Origin of the sequence: Pseudomonas sp. Irchel s3f10, from assembly GCF_900187515.1 — a bacterium.
Classification (GTDB): domain Bacteria; phylum Pseudomonadota; class Gammaproteobacteria; order Pseudomonadales; family Pseudomonadaceae; genus Aquipseudomonas; species Aquipseudomonas tensinigenes.
The window spans coordinates 325960-344985 of the sequence record NZ_FYDZ01000002.1; the positions used below are offsets into that span (position 1 = coordinate 325960).

The 19026-nt window shown below is 59.6% G+C and carries 24 protein-coding genes; all 24 read right to left on the reverse strand.

What is annotated here, in order from left to right; translation table 11 throughout:
• Window positions 1-5: 5 nt before the first annotated feature.
• Window positions 6-302: a phage tail assembly protein gene (locus CKW17_RS06665; protein WP_007908778.1), complete on the reverse strand. Its 297-nt coding sequence runs from the start codon at window positions 300-302 to the stop codon at window positions 6-8.
• On the reverse strand, window positions 299-646 hold the full coding sequence (locus tag CKW17_RS06670) for a phage tail tube protein (protein WP_007908779.1): 348 nt from the start codon (window positions 644-646) through the stop codon (window positions 299-301). The genes CKW17_RS06665 and CKW17_RS06670 overlap by 4 nt, the downstream gene beginning before the upstream one ends.
• A 67-nt stretch (window positions 647-713) precedes the next feature.
• Window positions 714-2210: a phage tail sheath subtilisin-like domain-containing protein gene (locus CKW17_RS06675; protein WP_095119258.1), complete on the reverse strand. Its 1497-nt coding sequence runs from the start codon at window positions 2208-2210 to the stop codon at window positions 714-716.
• A complete protein-coding gene (locus CKW17_RS06680) occupies window positions 2210-2389 on the reverse strand; it encodes a DUF2635 domain-containing protein (RefSeq protein WP_007908782.1) in 180 nt (59 codons plus the stop codon). The genes CKW17_RS06675 and CKW17_RS06680 overlap by 1 nt, the downstream gene beginning before the upstream one ends.
• Window positions 2386-2970, reverse strand: a complete 585-nt coding sequence (locus CKW17_RS06685) for a hypothetical protein (RefSeq protein ID WP_095119259.1) — start codon at window positions 2968-2970, stop codon at window positions 2386-2388. The genes CKW17_RS06680 and CKW17_RS06685 overlap by 4 nt, the downstream gene beginning before the upstream one ends.
• A gap of 149 nt (window positions 2971-3119) precedes the next feature.
• Entirely contained in the window at window positions 3120-4151 is a 1032-nt protein-coding gene (locus CKW17_RS06690; RefSeq protein WP_095119260.1) for a phage tail protein, read from the reverse strand.
• A gap of 9 nt (window positions 4152-4160) precedes the next feature.
• Window positions 4161-4373, reverse strand: coding sequence for a tail protein X (locus CKW17_RS06695; RefSeq protein WP_095119261.1), 213 nt, complete (start codon window positions 4371-4373; stop codon window positions 4161-4163).
• Window positions 4366-4749, reverse strand: coding sequence for a phage tail protein (locus CKW17_RS06700; protein WP_095119262.1), 384 nt, complete (start codon window positions 4747-4749; stop codon window positions 4366-4368). Before CKW17_RS06700 ends, CKW17_RS06695 begins: the two co-directional genes overlap by 8 nt.
• Complete coding sequence (locus tag CKW17_RS06705; protein WP_095119263.1) at window positions 4746-7211, reverse strand: phage tail tape measure protein; 2466 nt, start codon at window positions 7209-7211, stop codon at window positions 4746-4748. Before CKW17_RS06705 ends, CKW17_RS06700 begins: the two co-directional genes overlap by 4 nt.
• Before the next feature lie 129 nt (window positions 7212-7340).
• Window positions 7341-7922, reverse strand: a complete 582-nt coding sequence (locus tag CKW17_RS06710; RefSeq protein ID WP_095119264.1) for a phage tail assembly protein — start codon at window positions 7920-7922, stop codon at window positions 7341-7343.
• 155 nt (window positions 7923-8077) lie between these two features.
• Window positions 8078-8584 carry a phage major tail tube protein gene (locus tag CKW17_RS06715; protein WP_095119265.1) on the reverse strand — a complete coding sequence of 169 codons (507 nt, stop codon included), beginning with the start codon at window positions 8582-8584 and terminating at the stop codon, window positions 8078-8080.
• A complete protein-coding gene (locus tag CKW17_RS06720) occupies window positions 8584-9750 on the reverse strand; it encodes a phage tail protein (protein WP_095119266.1) in 1167 nt (388 codons plus the stop codon). Before CKW17_RS06720 ends, CKW17_RS06715 begins: the two co-directional genes overlap by 1 nt.
• Window positions 9751-9752: 2 nt before the next feature.
• Window positions 9753-9938, reverse strand: coding sequence for a hypothetical protein (locus CKW17_RS06725; protein ID WP_095119267.1), 186 nt, complete (start codon window positions 9936-9938; stop codon window positions 9753-9755).
• Between the two features lie 84 nt (window positions 9939-10022).
• Window positions 10023-10445 (reverse strand): phage tail protein, encoded by a 423-nt coding sequence (locus tag CKW17_RS06730; RefSeq protein ID WP_095119268.1) that lies wholly within the window; start codon window positions 10443-10445, stop codon window positions 10023-10025.
• 85 nt (window positions 10446-10530) lie between these two features.
• Window positions 10531-11070, reverse strand: a complete 540-nt coding sequence (locus CKW17_RS06735) for a DUF4376 domain-containing protein (RefSeq protein ID WP_095119269.1) — start codon at window positions 11068-11070, stop codon at window positions 10531-10533.
• Between the two features lie 26 nt (window positions 11071-11096).
• Entirely contained in the window at window positions 11097-13505 is a 2409-nt protein-coding gene (locus CKW17_RS06740) for a phage tail protein (protein ID WP_095119270.1), read from the reverse strand.
• A complete protein-coding gene (locus CKW17_RS06745) occupies window positions 13506-14141 on the reverse strand; it encodes a phage tail protein I (protein ID WP_007908812.1) in 636 nt (211 codons plus the stop codon).
• Window positions 14138-15133: a baseplate J/gp47 family protein gene (locus tag CKW17_RS06750; RefSeq protein WP_095119271.1), complete on the reverse strand. Its 996-nt coding sequence runs from the start codon at window positions 15131-15133 to the stop codon at window positions 14138-14140. The genes CKW17_RS06745 and CKW17_RS06750 overlap by 4 nt, the downstream gene beginning before the upstream one ends.
• Window positions 15130-15462, reverse strand: a complete 333-nt coding sequence (locus tag CKW17_RS06755) for a phage baseplate protein (RefSeq protein ID WP_095119272.1) — start codon at window positions 15460-15462, stop codon at window positions 15130-15132. Before CKW17_RS06755 ends, CKW17_RS06750 begins: the two co-directional genes overlap by 4 nt.
• Window positions 15463-15476: 14 nt before the next feature.
• Window positions 15477-16085 (reverse strand): phage baseplate assembly protein V, encoded by a 609-nt coding sequence (locus CKW17_RS06760; RefSeq protein ID WP_095119273.1) that lies wholly within the window; start codon window positions 16083-16085, stop codon window positions 15477-15479.
• A 3-nt stretch (window positions 16086-16088) separates the two neighbouring features.
• Complete coding sequence (locus CKW17_RS06765; RefSeq protein ID WP_095119274.1) at window positions 16089-16610, reverse strand: hypothetical protein; 522 nt, start codon at window positions 16608-16610, stop codon at window positions 16089-16091.
• 70 nt (window positions 16611-16680) lie between these two features.
• Window positions 16681-17019: a phage holin family protein gene (locus CKW17_RS06770; RefSeq protein WP_011332709.1), complete on the reverse strand. Its 339-nt coding sequence runs from the start codon at window positions 17017-17019 to the stop codon at window positions 16681-16683.
• Window positions 17020-17162: 143 nt separating this feature from the next.
• Window positions 17163-17585, reverse strand: coding sequence for a tail fiber assembly protein (locus tag CKW17_RS06775; protein WP_095119275.1), 423 nt, complete (start codon window positions 17583-17585; stop codon window positions 17163-17165).
• Window positions 17586-18110: 525 nt separating this feature from the next.
• On the reverse strand, window positions 18111-18845 hold the full coding sequence (locus CKW17_RS06780; RefSeq protein WP_095119276.1) for an XRE family transcriptional regulator: 735 nt from the start codon (window positions 18843-18845) through the stop codon (window positions 18111-18113).
• Window positions 18846-19026: the final 181 nt, after the last annotated feature.

Sequence of the window (19026 nt, forward strand, 5' to 3'; positions counted from 1 at the left end):
GGCGATCAGGTCGGTGATGGCGCCGACGCCGCACTCATGAAAAAACTCGCAACGGCCCAGCTCAGCGCATTGAGGTCAGCCAGATCCAGCTGGTTGACCGACGACGGCGGAATGCCGGCGCACACGGCGATGTATTTGGCCGCCACGTCCATGTCGAGGCTGACTTCTTCGCTCTTGTCGATCTTGTACGGCAGCGCCTTGATCGCTCGCACTTCCTGCACCGTCGGACGGCGCAGGACGAGTTCGGTCAGGGGCTCGCCGTGAGCTTCGATCGCAACCTGAAGCTTCACGGCGCCGCTCATTGCCAGGTCCCCTTGATGCCTTCGAATTTCAGTTCGATGGTGGCGTCATCGCCCTTGGAAACTGGCTCTTCAACCAGATAAGCGCCGGCCAGCACGTAGACTTTGCCGTTGCTGAATTCGCAGGTGACGGTGATGTCGGTGCCTTCGATCAGCTTCTTCAGCGGGAAGTCGGCGGTGTGCAGCGCGGTCACTTTGAACGACGGCGCGATGTCGGTTTCCTTGTAGAAACCCGGTACGACGGTTTCGCGTTTGACCGCCATCAGCGGGGCTTCGCAGCCGCCATTGATGGTCAGTTGTGCGCCGTCGACTTTGACGTAGCAGGTGCCTGCAATCAGTTGACCCATGGTGTTACTCCCTTGCATAAAAAAGCCCACGCGAGGTGGGCTGAAAACTTGCCGTCAAACGCGCTGATCAAGCCGCGTCGTCGTACTGCAGACGGAATTGGTTGAGCAGCGCGAACACGCGCAAACCGTTGATGTAATCCGGCGGGAACAGCACGTTCACGCGGCTCGGATCCTGCACGTCGCGCTCGACGATCAGGTGTTCGGCGAAAAGCTCGGCGTTCTCGACGTGGCCTTCCAGTTCAAGCTTGGCGTACTGCGCGATCAGCTCACCGCGAATGGTCGCTGGCGTCACGATCGGCTGGCCGGCGCCGAAGCGGGTGCCGTCGGAAGCCAGTTTGTGCCGGCCGTATTTGCTGGTGATCACGCTTTGCAGACGACGCACGATGAACGCCGACTGGTGCATGGTTTCGCTGTCCAGATAGGAGTTGTCGGCCTGACCGTAAGCGTTTTTCTGGTAGGTGGTGATCGAGCGCTGAATGCGTACGTAGCCACCTTCGTAGTAAGCGGTGGCGATGCCGTAGTTGAGCAGCGACTGACGCTCGGTCAGGGTGAAGCGCTCACTCGCCGGTGCCGGATCAACGCCCGGCAGGCTACCGCTCTGGGTTGGACGGCTGGCGTCGGCGGAGATAAACACCGCGGTGCGTGCAGCCAGTGCCGCCGCTTGCACCCAGAACGGTTGCGGAACGCCCGGCTCCAGCGCCTGAATGGTCATGTGCTGGTCGTTACGCGCCTGGCCGGCCGCGACCAGCGTACCAACGGTGCCGCGTTTGGCGCTGTAGACGTGACCAAACAGTTGCTTGGCCCACGACCAGCGACCGGTGCTGTCATCCATGACCGCTTGCCAGGTGTTGAGCGTCGACAGATCGGACCATGGCAGAGCGATGAATTCGAATGGCTCGTCGCCCAGTGCAGCAATCGCCGCCACTTGATCCGGCACGCCGGCGCCGCCGGTCATGGCGGTGATTGCAGTGGTCAGGCCGGCCGGGGTGTCTTCGCCGTTGCTCTTGCCCAGGCGATTGAATTGCAGGCTGATGTCGTTGCCGCTGTCGCCAGTCCATTTGGCGTTCAGGGTGACCACACCTTCGGCAGCGGCAGCGCTGACCGGCAGGTCGGCGGTGGCGTTGATTTTCTGCGCCAGTGCAGTGGCCGCTTGGGCAGCGGTGGCACCGTTGACCACGGTGGCTTGCACACGCACGCCGCCGACATACAGATTCAACACGCCAGCCTGAGTGGCGGTGCCGGTCAGGGTCAGCACGCCTTTGGCGATCGCGCCTTCGGTATTGTGCAGCGGCAGGCACCAGATCTCACCGATCGGGTCAGCCTTGCGGAAGGTTTCGTACATCGAGGCGAGCATCGAGCCTTGGCCACCGATGCTTTTGGCCAGCGCAACGCTGGAGACCAACACCAGTTTGCCGACTTCGGTCGGCGCGATGTTGTCGTTGACCTGAGCGACGATCAAACGACGCAGGGTCGAACTCGCGCTATTGGCGGCCGAGTTGTCCATTTCGGCATAGAACAGCGGTACACGAATGTCCGCAGGGATGTTGCTGAATCCGATCGCCATTATTTGGCTCCCTTTTGTTTGGCTGGTGCGGTTTTGAGGGTGATATCGCCGTCGGCCAGACGTCGGCGCCACCAGGCGCTGTCCAGCACTTCACGGCCTTCCAGCGGCAGCAGATCGCCGGCCTCCGGGTCAGGTACGACACGGCCTTCGGCCGGCAGTACGGTGATGCGATTGCTCATGGGGTTACCTCTGCAGAGAAAGTCATTTCCACGCGCCCATCGGGGCCCGGGCGTTTCAGGTTGGGATCGGCCGGGTCGATCGCATCGACCCGCACGGTGGCCCCGGTAAAGGACGACAAACCGTCCAGTTCGCGTTCGTGCCAACTCTCCGCAGGCTGACTTGGCAGATTGCGACCGAGCTGGAACTCGGCAAAAAAGCGCAGCCGGTAGAAGGCGCGGCTGCTGTTGATCGAGACCAGTTCGCCGCCGTCGTAAACGATGGCGCTGTAGTCGGAATCGGGCTTGAACCCCACCAGCGCACGCCACAGTTCGGCGCGCAGGTCGTGCAACAGATCCAGCGCTTTTGCAGGGTCGGTGGCGTCAAGCACCAGGACGATTTCGAAGCGGTCGCGGATCGGTTGGGTGGTGAGGTTTTGGGTGGTGCTTTCACTCGCCAAGTCGGCCAGTGGCAGCACATGGGCCGAGGGTGTCGGCAGATCGACATTGCCTCGCAGCAACGCCAGATCGACACCCACCGAAATGTGATTGGCAAGGCCAGGGCATTGCCCACGCAGTTGCGTGAGGATCGGGGTGATCTTCATGGGGGTGTTCCAAAATAGTGGGAGTTACCGCAGGCCCCTGTAGGAGTGAGCCTGCTCGCGATAGCGGTGTGTCAGGCGCGTTGATTTTGAATGTGGCACCGCTATCGCGAGCAGGCTCACTCCTACAGGGGGGCTCGTGGGCTGTGAGATCAGTCTTTGGCTTCGGCTTTCGGGTCGAGGCACGACGCATCGATCAGGCAGCGATAGCTGTTCTCGCGATTACCGCTGGCGGTGACCTTGTCGATCGACCAGCGTCCGCGCATGAAGTCCGGCCAGCTGTCATCGAGCAGTACCAGGCCTTCAGCCGCCAGCCGTGGATCACCAGGACAGGTGATCTTCACCTTGTATTTGTGGCGCAACATCTTGCGCACTTCGCCTTCGCCCACGGCGATGGCATCCGCTTCGTTGGGTTGCTTCTGGCGGATTGTCTTGAACGGCGCAAGCCCGGTTTCGACCCAGTGCAAAACGCCTGTAACCGCATCGACAAAACAGGTCTTGCAGCCCTTGGCCTGTTCGCGGGCGGCCTCTTCCAGCGTGGCGCTGATGAAGGCGTGATCGCCGGGACGATTGTCGTGGGTGACCGACAACGTCACATCCTGCAGTTTCTGCCCCGAGATGGATTTGATCTGCCCAGGCCGCGCCAGCACATACGCATCGCCATAAGGTTTGGCGACCAAGTTGTACTTCTTCGCCAGCCGCGTCAGAAAGCCCATATCGGTTTCATTGGACTGGTCGACGTGGGCGATCTTGATCATCGACACGTCCGCAGCGACACGCGATGAAAAGCCGTGCTGCGACACCAGTTTGCTAAACAGTTGACCGAGCGTCGTCGGTCCATGACTGGCGGTGCGGCGCTGCTTGAAGCCGGTTTCATCATCCTTGCTGAAAGGCGCTGCAGTGGCCACCAGGGTCAGGCGAAACGGAAACAGCGTCGGTGTCAGGCGAGTGACTTTGAACTGGCCCTTGTCAACCATCTCTTCCATTTCCAGGTAACCCACCAGCAGGCCGATTTTCCCGCCCAGATTTGGCAGCCCTTCGAGACCTTCCAGATCAATGGTCAGGGTCAGTTGATCCGACTCGATACCGGCGGCATCAATGTGTTCCCAACTGATCAGCCGCTGGTTGAGCAGATCCGCGTTTGCGCCATAAATCTGCACGACCGGGGTAAAACCCAATGCCATACAACCTCCTTAATCCCAGGCCGTGAGCGCTTTGATCGCAGCGGGTTTGCTGTCGAGTTCAGGCAGCACGACCCAGATGCCAGCGGGCAGAACCGGGCCGAGCTCGGCCAAATTCGGGTTGAGTTTCCACAGGGCTTCTTCAGCGGCATCGTCGCTGCGCCCGGTTTCGCGGTAGAGCAGCAGATTCACCGAATCACCGGCCACGCTTCGGACCTTACGCATTGTTGAACTCCGCCAATTCGATGACCCAATCGACCACCATCGCCGTGCCGTCATCGATGATGCAGGTCTGGGTTTCCTGAACGTTGTTGATCCGCCACAGCCCCCAGTTGCGGCCGATGCCATCGATCAGCGGCAGCGGCACACGAAGGGCTTGCAGCGCACGTAGCTCATCCAGCCGATCCATGGCCACCGCGTACATTGATTTGCCGGTGATGGTCAGGGTTTCGGGTTTCTGTCCGATTTGATGGGCCTTGGGTTTGCTGGTGAGAATCTGCAGTTCCGTCCAGCCGCCGTCGGACTTGCGCAGAAAACTGCTGTAGGCAAAACCGCGTGAAAGACCAAAGATAAAACTGCCCAGAGCCATTTGTTGTTTCATGTGGCGACTCCGTCGGTCAGGGCTGCGTCACGTCGTGTGGCGAGAGGATTGGTCGGCATGATCTGGCCCAACTGACTTATTGTTGTCTGCACAACAAGATTGGCCAGTGCCTGGGCGCTGCCCTGATCCTGACCATTGATGTGAATGGTGGAGTTGAACGTGACAGGCTGGCTGACGGCTGTGGAGGCGATTGCCGCAGGGTTCGTGGAGGTCGGCGAGGTCGCGATGAGGTCTTTACTGACCTGTGCAGGAGAGCCGAGACGATCGACTTGTGTCCCTAGCTTGTCGCCCAGAGATTCACCGATGGCCCCGCCCGCCATGCTCCCCAGCCACCCGCCGACCATGGTGCCCACACCCGGCAGAATCAACGTACCCAATGCAGCACCGACAGCGGCACCAACAGACGACCCGGCCAACGATGCACCGGACGACACGACGGCACGCTTATCGCCGCTCATGACGCCGTTGACCATTTCATATCCGGCGCTGAGCAACCGCAGCGGCGGTGCCCGTCTGGCAAGCAGTCTGCCTGCCCTGGCGTAAGAACCGGACAGTGGAGCGGCCGGTGCAGAACTGACGACTGATGAGCCTGCAAATGCCGTCATGGTTCCCGGCCAGTACGAGCCGGACATGCGGGGCAGAACGGGTGGTGCCGGTGGAGTACTGATCCGTGGTGGCCGAGGGGTCACCGTGCGGGGGCTTTTCGCACCTTGACCGGTTTGTTCACGTCGGACTCGAGGCTTGATGCTTGACCGGCGAGGCTTGAGTCTGTCCCCCGTCCCGCCGCCCAGCGGTTTGCAACAGCAGTCATGACCCGCGCCATTTCCGGCCGACGTTTTCTTTGCTTTCGGGTCTTCAATATCGGCAATCAAACCGCCAAGACCGAACGGCAATTTTGAAGCGACGCCCTTGAGCAGTTTGTCGGTGAAATTGCCGAATGCCTTGGCCATCACCGCCACCACGATGGCCGACAGTCCAACGCCCGCAAGGGCCAACGCCGTCGAGGTCTTGGGATGGGCTTCAGCCATATCGGCCACGCCATTGGTCATATTCGTCAGCGAATCCAGCGTGCCGGTCGCATCCGGCGCCAACGCCGTGATCAGACGATTGAGACTGGCATCGAACGCGTTCCAGCTTCGCTGAGGGTCTTTGCCCGCAGGCTCGGCGCTGCGTTCAATCGCGCCGCTGTAAGCCGGTGTCAGCGGATCATTGGGCTTGAGCAATGAAAGCGGCGTCTGTGCCTCGCCGGGTTTGCCCATCCACTGGAGCACGCCCCCCTCACCCTTGAATGGCGATGCGAGGCTGCTCTGGGTCGCTTGCGAGGACACAAGCGACGACGTTCCTTCCAGTTTGGCCGGAGCGACCAGCGAAAACGCTTTTTGCAGGTCTTCGGGTTTCGCCAGCAGTTTGCGTACACCGTCGTCGCCACTGAAAAGTGTCTTGATCAGCGCTGCTTGCTGCTCTGCCGGTTGTTGCTTCAATGCCGCCAACGCTTTGACAAGGTTGTCCGGTACGTTTTCGGTCAACTTGCCGGGATCAAGCCCCAACGCCTTCCACGCCGACTGCTCGGCCGCCGAGCCTTGGGGGCCTTTGGCCAAGGCTGCACTGATGCTTTTCACCGACGCCCCGGCACCGGCTTTGTCGACGTCAGCATTGAGCAACGCGGCTGACAGCGCCGCCAACTGCTCGGGCAGAATCCCCGCTGCAACGGCCGACTCGCCGGATTGCTGCACAACCGAGCCGATGTCGGCAGCCGTCGTATTCAGTCCGCTGTTGCCCAGATGCTGAGTCGCATCAGCCAGCAGCTGACCTTGAGTGTGATCCAGTCTCATCGAGACTTGCCAGGCCGACAGCATTTCACCGGCCGACTTCAGGCTGATGCCGAACGCCGACGCATTGACCGCTGCATCCAGGGCAAAATCCAGCAGCACTTGTTCCTTGTCGGCGCCCTTGAGACCCGCACCAATCCCGGATCTGTCAGCCGCGACTTCGACCTGCACCAGATCCACGACCGTCGCCCCACTGCCGGAAACCCGTTTGTCGGTGGCCAGTTTGAGGTTGGCTTTCGACAGCGTGCCGAGGTCGCCACTCAGGCCTTGAACCTGCTTGAGCTGGGCCATGGCGGTTTCCAGGGCCATGTCCGATTGCAGGTAGGCCGGAGGCGAGCGTTGTTCAATCTCAGCCTTGAGCTTTGACTTGCTTTCGCCGCCTGCCGCCGGCGCGGCAGTTACCACTGGCACCTTGAATGATGCCAGGGCCGTGTTCAGCCCCAGGACAACAGCGCCGAGTTTGATCTGTTCACGCACCAGACTGCGGATGTCCAGACTGGCCGTAAGCAACGCCTCTTTCAGTTCGGACAGTGGTTTGACCAGGCTGTCTGTGGCCGATCCCCCTGCCGACAAGCCGGAACCCGCGCCTGCGGTTTGCGCGGCGTACATCAGCGAAAACGATGTGTCTGCCATTGCCGCTCTACTCCTGTTTTACGCCAAGGCGAGTGATCGCTATGTCGTAGCGGCGCAACGCCTTTTCGGCGTCCCATTCCAGAATCTCCGCTTCACTTACCGGGTAAATGAGCGGGACGATATCGAGGATTACTTCGATGTCGCGTTCCGAAAGTAGGCCGCCGGCTGGTTTAAAAAATCGTCGATGCGCACCTGCAATTGCGTCCAGTCAGGGACGGTCATCAAGGCCAGATCGGGGATCATCAGGCCGGTGCAATGGGCGGTGATGAACTCGGCGCGTTCCTTGGCCGTTTTCAGTTTTTTCATCACTTTGGTGGCGCGCAGCACAGGCATTTCCAGGCTCAACGAGGTCACGGTGCGGCCGGTCACGGCGAGCGGTTGCAGCAATTGCACCTGGTCGGGATCGGCGGATTTTTCCGCGTCTTCGACCTGATCGAGAAAGTACGACGCAGGGCGTGTCGACATCTCGTGCACGTACTGGGCGATGCTCACGTAATCCGGGCGCTTGAGCTGGTCGAGTTCCTTGACCGAGAGGCCGGTGGCGAGCAGCGCCAGTTCGAAGAACTGATCGTCTTCGTCATCGCCGGCGCGCTCCAGCGCGTCTTTTTGCGCGGCGTAGAACAGCGGCTTGAGCTGGATCGTTTCGATCTGCGAACCGTCGTCGCCGGTGATCGGCGACAACAGGTCATGCTGGGGTGGCATCCACGACATGTATGAATTCCTTGGTGATTCTTGAGGGGGTGTCGCTATTCCCTTGTAGGAGTGAGCCTGCTCGCGATAGCGGTCTTTCAAGCACATTGATGTTGCATGTGCTGACCTCATCGCGAGCAGGCTCACTCCTACAGGGTTTTGTGTTGTGCCGAGGGTTACGGCATCAGCACCGCACGCCGCGCATCACCGAGGATGTCGACGCCGTTGAGCACGAACTTCTGGGTGCGCACGTCGATGTCGATCACCGGCACGCCGTTTTCCAGGCGGTTGTAGGTGCGGCAGGACAGCTCCAGATTGGTCTTGGGTTTTTCACCCATTTTCACCGCGGTTTCCTCGAGGGATTTCAGCTTGCCGCCGACGGTGTGGTAGGTGAACCAAGTGTTGCCATCCTGATCCTGACCGGCTTCACGCACGTTCAGCAGGATGTCGTCGCCCAGCTTCACACCCAGTGCCAGCATGACTTCGGCGCCGAGGCCTTGCAGGGTCAGCTTGGCGTTGAGCGCTTTGCCGCCCTTGGCCATTTCTTCACCGATAAAGCGCCCGCCACGCATCTCTTCCACATCGAATTCGATCTTCGGCGGGGTGAATTCTTCAACGGTCGCCGACAGCGGCAGGCCTTGCAGGGTGGCCGCGATGGCCTGTCTTACACGGTTGGTAAACATTAGAGAACGTCCTCCAGGAACTGCTCGATGATTTCATCGCGGGCGTTGAGTTGATAAACCATGTGTTCGTTCGGCGCGTAACGGCCGTAGTCGATGACCACGTACCAGGTGCCGTTCTTGTACTTCTCGACGCTGTTCAGTTCCGGGTGCAGATAAACGCTGCCGCCAGGAATGGTTTCGTCGGCGACCAGGGTTTGCAGCCAGTCGTTGATGCGCTTGACCTCTTGATCCATGAAGGACTTGGTGAGGTTCTTGGCCATGGCTTTCTGGCCCGCCTTGACCAGCTTGCGGCTGATCGCATCTTCGAGGCCGACGTAGCTGATGAACTTGCCGGTGATCGAGCGGTTACCCAGCAGCGAGAAGCCGCCAAGCACGGTGCGGGCGTAGTAGCTAACGCCGTAGCGGTTAAGCAGATCGCCTTCGGTGGAGGTGTCGAGGATGTTGTATTCAACGACTCGCGAAACGTCCTCGGCGTAGGTCACCTGGTTGCCCGGGCTCTCCCACTGCTTGACCTTGGCCAGTGCGGCAATCGCCAGACTGGAAGGCGACAGGAAGACGTTTTTCTTCGCCGCTTTCGAATAAACGGCAGGCATGTTGTGGACCACCAGGCAACGGTCGAAACCGAGATCGGCGCCGCCCAGTTCCTGGCTGTACAGCACTTGATCGGCGACCGAGGCGTCCTTGCCGTCCAGCACCACCCGGGCCTTGATGCGCTTGCCGAACGAGGCGAACTCGCCGGCTACCGCTTTAGTGCCGGTGAAGCCCGGTGCGCCGATGATGGTCAGGTCTTCCGGGACACTGCCCAGCGCGGCCAGACCGAGCTTGCGGCCGGTGGTTGGATCGACGCCGCCGATCACTGCGTTAACGGTGTCGGCCGGGGTCGCGCCCGCTTCGACGATCACCACGTAGACCGGCACCTTGACCACTTTGAGGATCTGGTAAACCGCGTGATACAGGGTGCCTTCTTCGGAACCGGTCGGATCGAGCAGCGCGTGGGTGGTGAAGCTGTTGATGCGGAACGGTGCGTTGCGCGGAATCAGCGGATCGGCTTTCGGCGCAGTGCCGACCAGACCGATGACGTTGTCACCCAGGCCACCCATGGCCTCGGGGGATTCGGTGGCATTGACGGTAATGCCGTTGTGCTCGAAGTTCAGAACCTCAGCCATGTTCAGTCAGCCTTCTTGGCAGCGGCCTTTTTGGCCTGGGTGGAGGGTGTTTTCAGTTCCAGTCGACCGGCGAAGTGCAAGGCACTGGCCTCGACGTCGAGCAGATCGAGTTCCTGGCCGACGCTCGACCAGTGCCCACCGCCGGTGGGGAATGGGACGAGCACGGTGTAGGTTTGGCGGGTTGCCATTTTTCGTTTCTCCATAAACGGCCAAGCCCCTCTACGGGAGGGGCTTGGGGGGACAAGAAAACGCCCCGACAATGCGGGGCGTTTTTATTCGGGCAGGCTAGCGAGCCACTCCGGCGCAGCCGGGCGGTGTTCGCTCAAGGGCAACTCACCGCCGACCGGCCAGATGCGCAGCACGTGGCGATAGTTCTGCAACTCGATGTATTGCGCCGGGGTCAGCTGGGTTGGCCAACGGTCCACCTCGTCACGATGACGGTTGACCACGGGATCAGTGAGTGCGATCTGCTGTTTGCGCCAGTAGCGCTCAATGCTCTCAAGTTCCGCAGGTGTTGGCCCCGGCCGATCAATCAGCACCGGATAGTTATTTTCATTCATGACAATCATCTTGCCGGTAGACAGCCCGTTCACTAACTCAAGCCAGTACTCACGCGAGATTTCAACTGCATCGCCTGGAATTTCTGCATGGATGGCTGGATCGTAAAAACCGCCGGTGGAGGGTGCGTAAAACATAGGTTCTTCCTTGTGTGATTAACGACGACTCTAAAACCACCCTCGTGAGTGGCCAGATATGAAAACGCCCCAGAGAATGGGGCGTTTACTGATTCGCGGTGATCGGTGACGAGAGCGGCCAACCTTCAGCGAGCATTTCATCTTTATAAGTTCGCGCCTCGAGGGCCCGGAGCAAATCCAGTTCGCGATCAAAGCAGGCCTGGACATGGCTGCGCACAGCCTTGGCAATGGCGAGAATCTGCTCGGCGCCGATCTCGACAAAACCATTGAGGGTTTTGAAGTTGCAGCGATACTCGGGGTCGAGAATGGCAGACAGACCTGTGCTGGCGATCAGCGCCTGGCTGTCGCGAGATGTTTCTATATTCAATCCCTCTATAGCGATACCGTGTGTTTCATGCAAGAACCGCGTTTTCGCGAACAGTTCGGGGTAATTCGGCTCCACTATTGCAAAGGGTACTTTTACGACCTCTCCATCGACCAGCCTCCACTCACCCGTTTGATCGGTTCTGGTGGCGAGAAAAACTTCATCGCTCAGTTCGACCGCTTGTTCAGGAATGACTGAGTGAAGGGCCGAGTCATAACGTCCGGTCAACTCACCGGTTTCACTAAATGTTGCGAACTTCATAGCTAACCCTCGACTGGTTCTCGGCCTCAACGGCCGATAGCCAGAAAATAAAATTGTGCCGGGGTGGGGCCAATGTTGCGAATGGTCACGTTCGCCCTACTCTGAGCTCGAACCTGCCCGATATAGGTCGAGCCTGTCGGCGCATCCACTGCAGCATTGGGATAAGTCGTAAACACTGCTGGCACGAACAACGGGAACGCTACCGGAAAGGCCTGGAGGTAATTTGCGCCGGATGCGATTGCGTTCGTCATTCCCCACTGAATGATCAATCCTCCGAGCCACGTCGGAAATACAACGTAGCTACTGCCCAGGTTCTCAGAAATGCCAATTGAAAACCCCCAACGCATTTTTTTGGGGGTGACTACAGCTTTGTCATCAGTGCCCGCGTCTGTCTGGGCTTGGGTGGCGATTTTTGCTGTGCCTTGATTGCTTTCGGAAGCTTGTTGCGCCAGAGTCGCCAGCGCAGTGATATCGATGTTTCCCTGATTGATCGGAGCGTTCCAGGCTTTGATACACCACATGACGGCGAGGTTGCGTGGGCGCACGGTTTTCCAGTAAGAACCGCTGAAGCTTTGGGCGATTGCACCCGTGGTTGTGTAGTAGATATCGCCTGTGAAGTCAGGTGCCGGATCTGCGTCGATAGCATTGGAGTTGCCAATGCCTTGAACAGCTGGTGCATCCCCGTTGTCGCCCTGAGTCTTGGTACCGGCCTGATAGCTGCCGACGTTTCGTCCGACGTCTATTCCACGCCCATGATCCCAGCCGCGCAGGAACTCACCGCGCGATTCCGGCAATCGGAAGTTACCCGCGCCTTCATTGCCTTTGTTATAGACAGTGCCGAGATAGGCGGCCAGATCCGGATAAGTCGCAATGCTTTGCACACTGCCATCCAGCTCCAGATAACCGGGAGCGACAATACCCGTCGGGAATGCGAGAACAGCGCCAATCGGAACGGCGGATTTGAGCCGTTCTACTTCCTTGGCCAGCGCGGCGACATCGATGGTTCCCTGATTGACCGGGGCGTTCCAGGCTTTTATGCACCACATGACGGCGATGTTGCGAGGTCGTGCCTCGGCGCCACCAGAACTATTGAAGCCAGCCGCGAAATTGGTCATTACGGCCGTATTGCCGTTGTCTACCACTACGGCACTCGGATTACTGCCGGTGGCATTGGCGAATGCCTGCATGCGGGTGACCGTATGGGCATGCGACTTGTTGTCGTCGGCCTGCCAGCTACCGAGACCACGTCCGGCGTCAACTCCACGCCCATGATCCCAGCCACGCAAAAACTCCCCGCGCGCCTCGGGCAAACGGAAGTTGCCGACCCCCTCATCACCCTTGTTGAACTTGCTACCCAGATAAGCGCTCAAGTCCGGGTAAGTCGCACTGCTCTTGACGCTGTTATCCAGCTCCAGAAAGCCCGGCGGTGGTGCATCAACCGGAAACGCGACAATCGAACCAACCGGCAACGCCGACGCCTTGGCAATCAACGCCTCAACTTCACCCTTGGTGTACGAATCCTTGATGCCAAACCCGGCCAGCGTCTCAGGGTTCGCACCCGCCGTCGCGCGACCATATTCATCAACGGTCAAACTCTTGTACGTCCCGGCAGCAATCCCGGTGCGCCCCGCGAGCATCTTGAACGTCAGCGTCGTGGTGCCGAGGGTGATCGGCGCATTGGTGGTCAGGTGCCACAACGAATCTCCATTTGCTGTGCCCTCCTCGACCACGACCGTCAGGCCCGGCGTGACCTTGGCGCTGCTGTTGGCATCGGTTGCCCGCACCCAGTCGCCGTTCGCGACAATCCACAGGCCGTTATCCTTGGACAGGGTCTGATTCGCCAGCAGCACACGGTCACCGGCAATCACTGCCACACCATCAATCTGCTGCGCACCGTTCAACACGACATTGCCAGTCGCAGCAACACGCACCGACTGCTTGCCATCGAGCTTGCCGAGTTCTTCGGCGAGGTAACTCATGACCCAGGCACGCGTGGCCTTGACGACGGTGTCATCAATCAACAACGTCACCAGCGACGCATTACTCGTCTCGAAAATCGAGCGAATGTAGAACTCTTTACCCGAACCCGACGTGGCCAGAACCGGTTTGAACGACTCCGGATATTTTACGATGGCGTAGAGAATCCCGGTGTCAGTCCACAACCCGGCCTCTCGTACATACCAACCGCCGACATCCGGCGGAATGGTCACTTCGGCGAGCAACCAGCTCGGGTTTTTCTCGTCCTGGAACAGTGCATTGAGCGGCCCGCGCCAGACTTCGCGTTTCAGCGCAGTGGCGGTCGCGGCCGGGTTGTAGACCGAGCCGCCGCCGTCACCGACGGAAATCTGCGTCAACTTAATCGGCGTGCCCGCGGCCTTGCACGCCGTTTCGTAGGCAATCCCTGCGTTGGTGAGCAGGGTGTAATAGTCAGCCATTCAGGCCCCCTGAGGATAAATTGTGGATGTTTCGACGGTGTACATGCCGGCGGCCATGAATGCCTCTCCCGAGGTTTCGAGGCCTTCGATGAACACCGGATAAACCGTGGTCAGCTCTCCGCAAAAAGTCGCGGCACCGATGACGTGATTGCCGAAAGCGCTCAAGCCGACCGAGACCGTCAACACATCCCGTTCGCTCTTGGCATCGGCCAGACGTCGATCGAGACGGGCGTCGATTTCTTCGCTGTAGGGTTGGTCGCTGAAGGCGCGTACAGAAAAGCTGTAAGGCGCACCGGGCGGTGTCTGTTCGTACCAGGCGCGGATCTCGGGTCTCAACTGCAAACCCTTGGCGGCGTTTTCCAGCGCCTTGCGGGTGCCGGCCTGACGCGCGGTGGGCCAGGCGAGTTCGACGGTCAGGCGCTTTTCCGCTTCCGGTGCAGCGGTGCTCCATTCGGCAACACCGCGATCCGCTGCCAGATACGGCAGAAAGGCGACCGGGGTTTCTGCGGGGTTCATCAGTTCCGGGAACGGCGGCGCGATGCGATCGAGCAATGCTCCAAAACCCAGATCCAGACCTCGTTCAAGTGCCGAACTGTTGGCCGGCAGCAGTGTTGGGCGCTGAGTTTTTTCACTCATAGCGTCAGCACCTCGACCTCGACCGCAGTGCAATAAGGCGCTTGAAACGCCGTGGTCACGATCGGCGCCAGCGGTTCAAGAATCTGCAGTTGCACGGCACCGGCGCTGTGCAGCGTGTAGTCGATCCAGCTCGGATCGACCCGGCCTTCGAGGCGATGGCAACTGTCGGCGTAAGCCTGCAATTGTTGTTGCGCGGCGACTTTGGTCAGGCCCGAATCGGGGCCGGAATTGATTTTGGCGACAACGCGAATCTTGTAGCGCTGAATGTCAGCAGCCTTGACCGTGACAAGGTCCGTTTCCGGTCGTACATCCGGTCGTGCGAAGTGCTGACGAACGCCGTCAAGCAATGACGCTGAAGGCGTGCCATCGCCGTCGCGGGACAGCACCGTAACCTGCACTTCGCCCGGTGCCGTGCGACGCCCGTTGCCATCCTTGACCTGCGCAGCGAGCCCGTCCGGGTCGAAGGTATACGTGACGTTCACCACCCCCGCCTCGGTAGACTCGACCTGCACCGTCGGACGCTCGCCGAGGGTGAAGACTTCGCGGCGATACTGCATCCGCGAACCTGCTGCCGGTGCATGGGGCGCCAGGTAGTAACGCAAGCGAGCATCGTCGTCGCTTTCATAAATCGCCGGCACCGGCGGGAATGCCGCCGGATCGCCCGGATCGAGCAACTGCCGCTCAAGGCCCATGTCCGCCAGCCGCGCATCGAGGTTGCTGCCCGTCGCCCACCACGCCAGCATCTGTTTGATGCGGGCGTTGTATTTGCGCTCATGGGTTTGCAGCCGCACGCAGAAAGCTTCCAGCGCCAGGGTCAGCAGTTCACTTTCGTTTTCCAGGCTGGTCTTGAGTTTCGCAGCACTGTCCGGCGAACGCGCCCCGACGTATTCGATGACGAAAGCCTTGAACTCGGCGAGCAGATCTTCGAAGGCTTCAACGGTGATCAGCGCGGGTTCGGCCAATTGGTTCTGGCCGGGGATCAACATGCTCATGTCACGACCTCGAAGGTTTGTTGACGGTTTTTCCAGGTACCGGCGAAGCGCAACAACAGGCCGGCGCCCCGCCGGCTGGCGACGATCACTTGCGGTTGAAAATCGCTGATGCCGTTCTGCGCGTTGTAGAACGCTTGCGCCGCATGGCTCTGGGCTAACAGCAGGACGTCATCGCCAAGGTTCTGCCCCAACAGCGTTGGGATCAGCGATCCGTACAAGGGCCGTTTTTGCCGGGTGCCCAGCGGCGTGGTCAGGGCCCGGGTCGCGCGCTGCACAAACTGCAGCCAGTCGTCGACCGTGGCCCCGCTGTCTCTATCGATTCCGATCATGGGAGGCTCTTGAATCAGGGGCTGATGACGCGGCCCTGGTGATCGACCAACGGGCCGCTGAAATGCACGCCGGAAGCGTCGATAGTCAGGCCGACGGCACCGAGTTGCAGGGTGATGATTTGTGGTGTCATCGCTAACCGGGCCGGGCCGATGCTCAGCTCCAGCGATTCGCGTGAACCGCTGAAAGCTGCCGGGCCGTTTTGCCAGTGCAGGATGTGGGTGGCGTCGTCATAGCCGCTTTCGCTGCCGTCCTTATGCACGCGACGGGTCAGCGTCGGGATCGTAGAGGCTGGTGGAAAACGATCGCTGTTCAGACCGAACAGCGCCACGGATTGCGCACCACTTTCGCCGCTGCCGTAGTTGAACAGCAGACACTGCTCGCCCACCGTCGGAATCCGCGATTCACTTTGTGCGCCGGCGCTGGGGTTGAAAAACTTGATGGCCGGCGTGAGCAAGCCACCGTGACTGACCTGACAGGTGTTGCTCGCAGCGTCGACTGTCTGGCAAATGCCGATACGGCAGAAGCTTTCGGCACGGCGGTGCAGATCGTCGATTTCCGCTTCCATTTCGGCCAGGCGTTCGATGATCGGACCCAGCTGCATACGCAGTAATGCGTCGAACATCGGTCAGGCCTCCAGCGCGGTGTATTGGTCCGGGTCGTCTATATTGCTGACCTCCCAGGTGCGAGCGAATTTCGGCGTGCCCAGTGGATCGTCCAGCAAGGTCGGGCCGAGGTAGAGGGTCTGGTTGAACGTCAGGGTCCAGGCTTTGTATTGCTGATCGCCGCGGATGAGCAATGACGGCAGGCCATCAATATTCATCGGCAGATCGCATTGATCGCCGGGCAGGTTCCAGCGGTTGTCAGTGATCAGGTTTTTCAGTACCGCGATCAAATCGCAGGCCGCAAACGCCGTTGCGGATAGCGCCGGGATAACTTGCAACGACAACGTCATTACATGGGCGATCCGCCCATCAGTGGCGCGCTCTGCCGATGCGTTTCGTTCAAAATCGATCAGCACCCAGGCCTGATCGCCGGGAGCAGCGAAATTGTCATGATTACCAACGTTGAGGTTGAGTCCGGCGGTGTTGCGCAGCGTCGTCGCGATGGCGGTGAACAGTTGCGACGGCTGCTGGATCGGTGTGGGCATACATGACCTCCTTTTCATTCGTCCACGCGCAGCCCTGCCGCCAACATGGCGGCACGGAGAAATACCAGGTTCAAGGTTGGTCGCGAGGCGGTACTTCGCAGACGCCAATGCGCTTGGCGGCCCAACGTTCATAGAGGCCGATAGCTACGTCAGCACCGGCCATCGCGGTCAGGCAACCGAACGCGCCGGCGGCCCAGATTGATAATCCTGCGGCATACAGCAGCATGATCGCCGACACGCCGCAGATCATGCAGGCGCCGGAGCGCAAGGCCAGACGCCGCAGGAGCGACCAGCCACGCGCGCCCTCCTTGTCGGCGCGCCACATTTCGCCGGACACCCCGCCGACGACGGCAAGGAGGATGACCAGCCAGATCGGCATGTCCGCCAACGCTTGTTGCTCGTTTGTCATGTCACGCCTCCTGTTTTTAGTTGATGAGTGTTGTGTGTTGGGTTCAAGCGATGTCTCTTCAGGTAGGCATTCCAAAAAGCCCGGCGCTAGAGCCGGGCTTTTCAGTAATGCTCTCCAGACTTGATTACGGGGGATATGCCGAATCAGAACGGAGCGACTGGCCAATTGATCGTCGGGAATGTGTTTTGCTCGACAACTTCGCTGACGGCAACGAAGTACTGCTTATAGGCGATCAACGCCGACTCGTCCGCTGGTGTGGCGATGCCCAGGTCCAACTTGTATTGCAAAGGGTTAAACATCAGCCAGCGCTCGGCTGCATCAAAGCGTTGTTGCATGCGGCCGGTGGTGATCAGTTGTTGCTCGGGGAGCGTAGTCTCAGCATATTCTTCCCCAGTAGGTCCCCAGGTGATTTTCATTCCCGGCTGCGCAGTGTCGTTACCGGTGATGTCCCGCCATCCGGTATAGGGTTCGTTTGCCGGCACCGCGGGTGCTTCCCCCTCAGAGTCGATTATCTGAAGAATCACGGTGTACCCCATCACGGTGGTCGTAAGTGCGTAACGATTCATTCCAGTTTCCTTCTGTTTATTTAACTAGGCCCTGCTGTACACCATTCATGGTGATCTGCTCGGAGGAGCATTCCAAAAAGCCCGGCAGTCCGCCGGGCTTTTCAGTAATGCGCTCCTTCGCCTTCCTTCCAATCCTGTGTTCAAGAAGGAAGCTGACTGTTCGGCGCTACTGGCGCGGTACGAGTCCATTCAAATTGTTTTTCCGACCGCGGTCCCTGCCCGCCGGATAACTGCTTCTGGTGCTTTACGCTGCACACCCGGGTCAGTTGCCAACCCTCTGAACCGTTGAGGCCGGTTCATCGCTGCCTGTTCTTGTGGAACTAAAGAGCTTTCTTGCCAGCCGCTTTGTCGAGCGGCTTGGTGGCAAGGATATGCATGTATGCATATCCAGTCAATGCGCAAATGCATTTATTTATGCATGAGAAATGCGCAGATGCATGAAAGCCCCGCAGCGCAAGGGTTTGGCGGTTTCATCAAGGCGAAAAAAAACCCGCCAATGGACGGGTTTATCTGAAAAGGGTCTGGTTAGCGGGCGTACATGCCCCACCAGAAGACGTGACCGAGGATGACGATCTGCTCTTCCTGGATTTCCTGGAAGCTGTAGTCCTCGTCCGGGTGTTCATCGCGATTGAAGCTGCGCAAACGAATACCGGTAGGCAGGCGATAAAGCTGCTTCACGCGCAATTGGCCGTTGTGATTGATCGCGTACAGGTCGCCATCAATGATGTCACCGATGCCGCACTTGCCCGCATTCACGCCGACAGTGGCACCATCACGCAGCACCGGCAACATGCTGTTGCCGCGCACTGTGACGCACTTGGCCTGGTCGAACTGCACACCGTTATGACGCAGGCTGCGCTTGCCGAAACGCAGGCTAGAGCGCTCGCTCTCTTCGATGACGAATCTTCCTGATCCAGCAGCCAATTCAACCTCGCGAAGGAACGGCACCGATACTTCGTCATCATCGACAGGCGTATCGTCGTCCCACAGCATTATGTCCTTGAGTTCCGCGTGCACGTCATCACGCACGGCACCGGCCGACGACGCGACATCCGCGCGCCCGCGCAATTGATCGGTGCTCACGGCGAAGTACTCGGCGATCTTCGAGATATGTTTATCCGAGGGATCGACGATCTTCCCGCTGAGAATCCGCGAGAGAGTGGATTGAGGCACGCCGGTGCGACGGTGGAGCTCCGTGGGGGAGATCCCGTGCTGGTCGAGCAGTGCTCTTAAGACGGAGGCTACGTTGCGTTTTTGCATAACGCGCATAGTGCTTGAAGTTATTCGCGAAGACAAATGCTGATTTGCATAAAACGTGCATAAATACACTTTTCGATGAAGAAAGCCGTCACCCGGCTGCGATGCCTGCGTCCGACAGACTGCCCATGGTAACCTTGCGCCCATCGCGGAAAAGCCCGGCTGATGCCCCCGCTTTTGCCCT

Bases quoted from the DNA above. Each gene is read 5' to 3' on its own strand.
- CKW17_RS06680 (WP_007908782.1), bottom strand. From the start codon at position 2,389: ATGAGCAATCGCATCACCGTACTGCCGGCCGAAGGCCGTGTCGTACCT.
- CKW17_RS06675 (WP_095119258.1), bottom strand. From the start codon at position 2,210: ATGGCGATCGGATTCAGCAACATCCCTGCGGACATTCGTGTACCGCTG.
- CKW17_RS06775 (WP_095119275.1), bottom strand. From the start codon at position 17,585: ATGAATCGTTACGCACTTACGACCACCGTGATGGGGTACACCGTGATT.
- CKW17_RS06670 (WP_007908779.1), bottom strand. From the start codon at position 646: ATGGGTCAACTGATTGCAGGCACCTGCTACGTCAAAGTCGACGGCGCA.
- CKW17_RS06730 (WP_095119268.1), bottom strand. From the start codon at position 10,445: ATGTTTTACGCACCCTCCACCGGCGGTTTTTACGATCCAGCCATCCAT.
- CKW17_RS06715 (WP_095119265.1), bottom strand. From the start codon at position 8,584: ATGTTTACCAACCGTGTAAGACAGGCCATCGCGGCCACCCTGCAAGGC.
- CKW17_RS06745 (WP_007908812.1), bottom strand. From the start codon at position 14,141: ATGAGTGAAAAAACTCAGCGCCCAACACTGCTGCCGGCCAACAGTTCG.
- CKW17_RS06695 (WP_095119261.1), bottom strand. From the start codon at position 4,373: ATGCGTAAGGTCCGAAGCGTGGCCGGTGATTCGGTGAATCTGCTGCTC.
- CKW17_RS06705 (WP_095119263.1), bottom strand. From the start codon at position 7,211: ATGGCAGACACATCGTTTTCGCTGATGTACGCCGCGCAAACCGCAGGC.
- CKW17_RS06665 (WP_007908778.1), bottom strand. From the start codon at position 302: ATGAGCGGCGCCGTGAAGCTTCAGGTTGCGATCGAAGCTCACGGCGAG.
- CKW17_RS06710 (WP_095119264.1), bottom strand. From the start codon at position 7,922: ATGTCGTGGATGCCACCCCAGCATGACCTGTTGTCGCCGATCACCGGC.
- CKW17_RS06720 (WP_095119266.1), bottom strand. From the start codon at position 9,750: ATGGCTGAGGTTCTGAACTTCGAGCACAACGGCATTACCGTCAATGCC.
- CKW17_RS06770 (WP_011332709.1), bottom strand. From the start codon at position 17,019: ATGACAAACGAGCAACAAGCGTTGGCGGACATGCCGATCTGGCTGGTC.
- CKW17_RS06760 (WP_095119273.1), bottom strand. From the start codon at position 16,085: ATGTTCGACGCATTACTGCGTATGCAGCTGGGTCCGATCATCGAACGC.
- CKW17_RS06765 (WP_095119274.1), bottom strand. From the start codon at position 16,610: ATGCCCACACCGATCCAGCAGCCGTCGCAACTGTTCACCGCCATCGCG.
- CKW17_RS06755 (WP_095119272.1), bottom strand. From the start codon at position 15,462: ATGATCGGAATCGATAGAGACAGCGGGGCCACGGTCGACGACTGGCTG.
- CKW17_RS06700 (WP_095119262.1), bottom strand. From the start codon at position 4,749: ATGAAACAACAAATGGCTCTGGGCAGTTTTATCTTTGGTCTTTCACGC.
- CKW17_RS06740 (WP_095119270.1), bottom strand. From the start codon at position 13,505: ATGGCTGACTATTACACCCTGCTCACCAACGCAGGGATTGCCTACGAA.
- CKW17_RS06725 (WP_095119267.1), bottom strand. From the start codon at position 9,938: ATGGCAACCCGCCAAACCTACACCGTGCTCGTCCCATTCCCCACCGGC.
- CKW17_RS06735 (WP_095119269.1), bottom strand. From the start codon at position 11,070: ATGAAGTTCGCAACATTTAGTGAAACCGGTGAGTTGACCGGACGTTAT.
- CKW17_RS06685 (WP_095119259.1), bottom strand. From the start codon at position 2,970: ATGAAGATCACCCCGATCCTCACGCAACTGCGTGGGCAATGCCCTGGC.
- CKW17_RS06780 (WP_095119276.1), bottom strand. From the start codon at position 18,845: ATGCAAAAACGCAACGTAGCCTCCGTCTTAAGAGCACTGCTCGACCAG.
- CKW17_RS06690 (WP_095119260.1), bottom strand. From the start codon at position 4,151: ATGGCATTGGGTTTTACCCCGGTCGTGCAGATTTATGGCGCAAACGCG.
- CKW17_RS06750 (WP_095119271.1), bottom strand. From the start codon at position 15,133: ATGAGCATGTTGATCCCCGGCCAGAACCAATTGGCCGAACCCGCGCTG.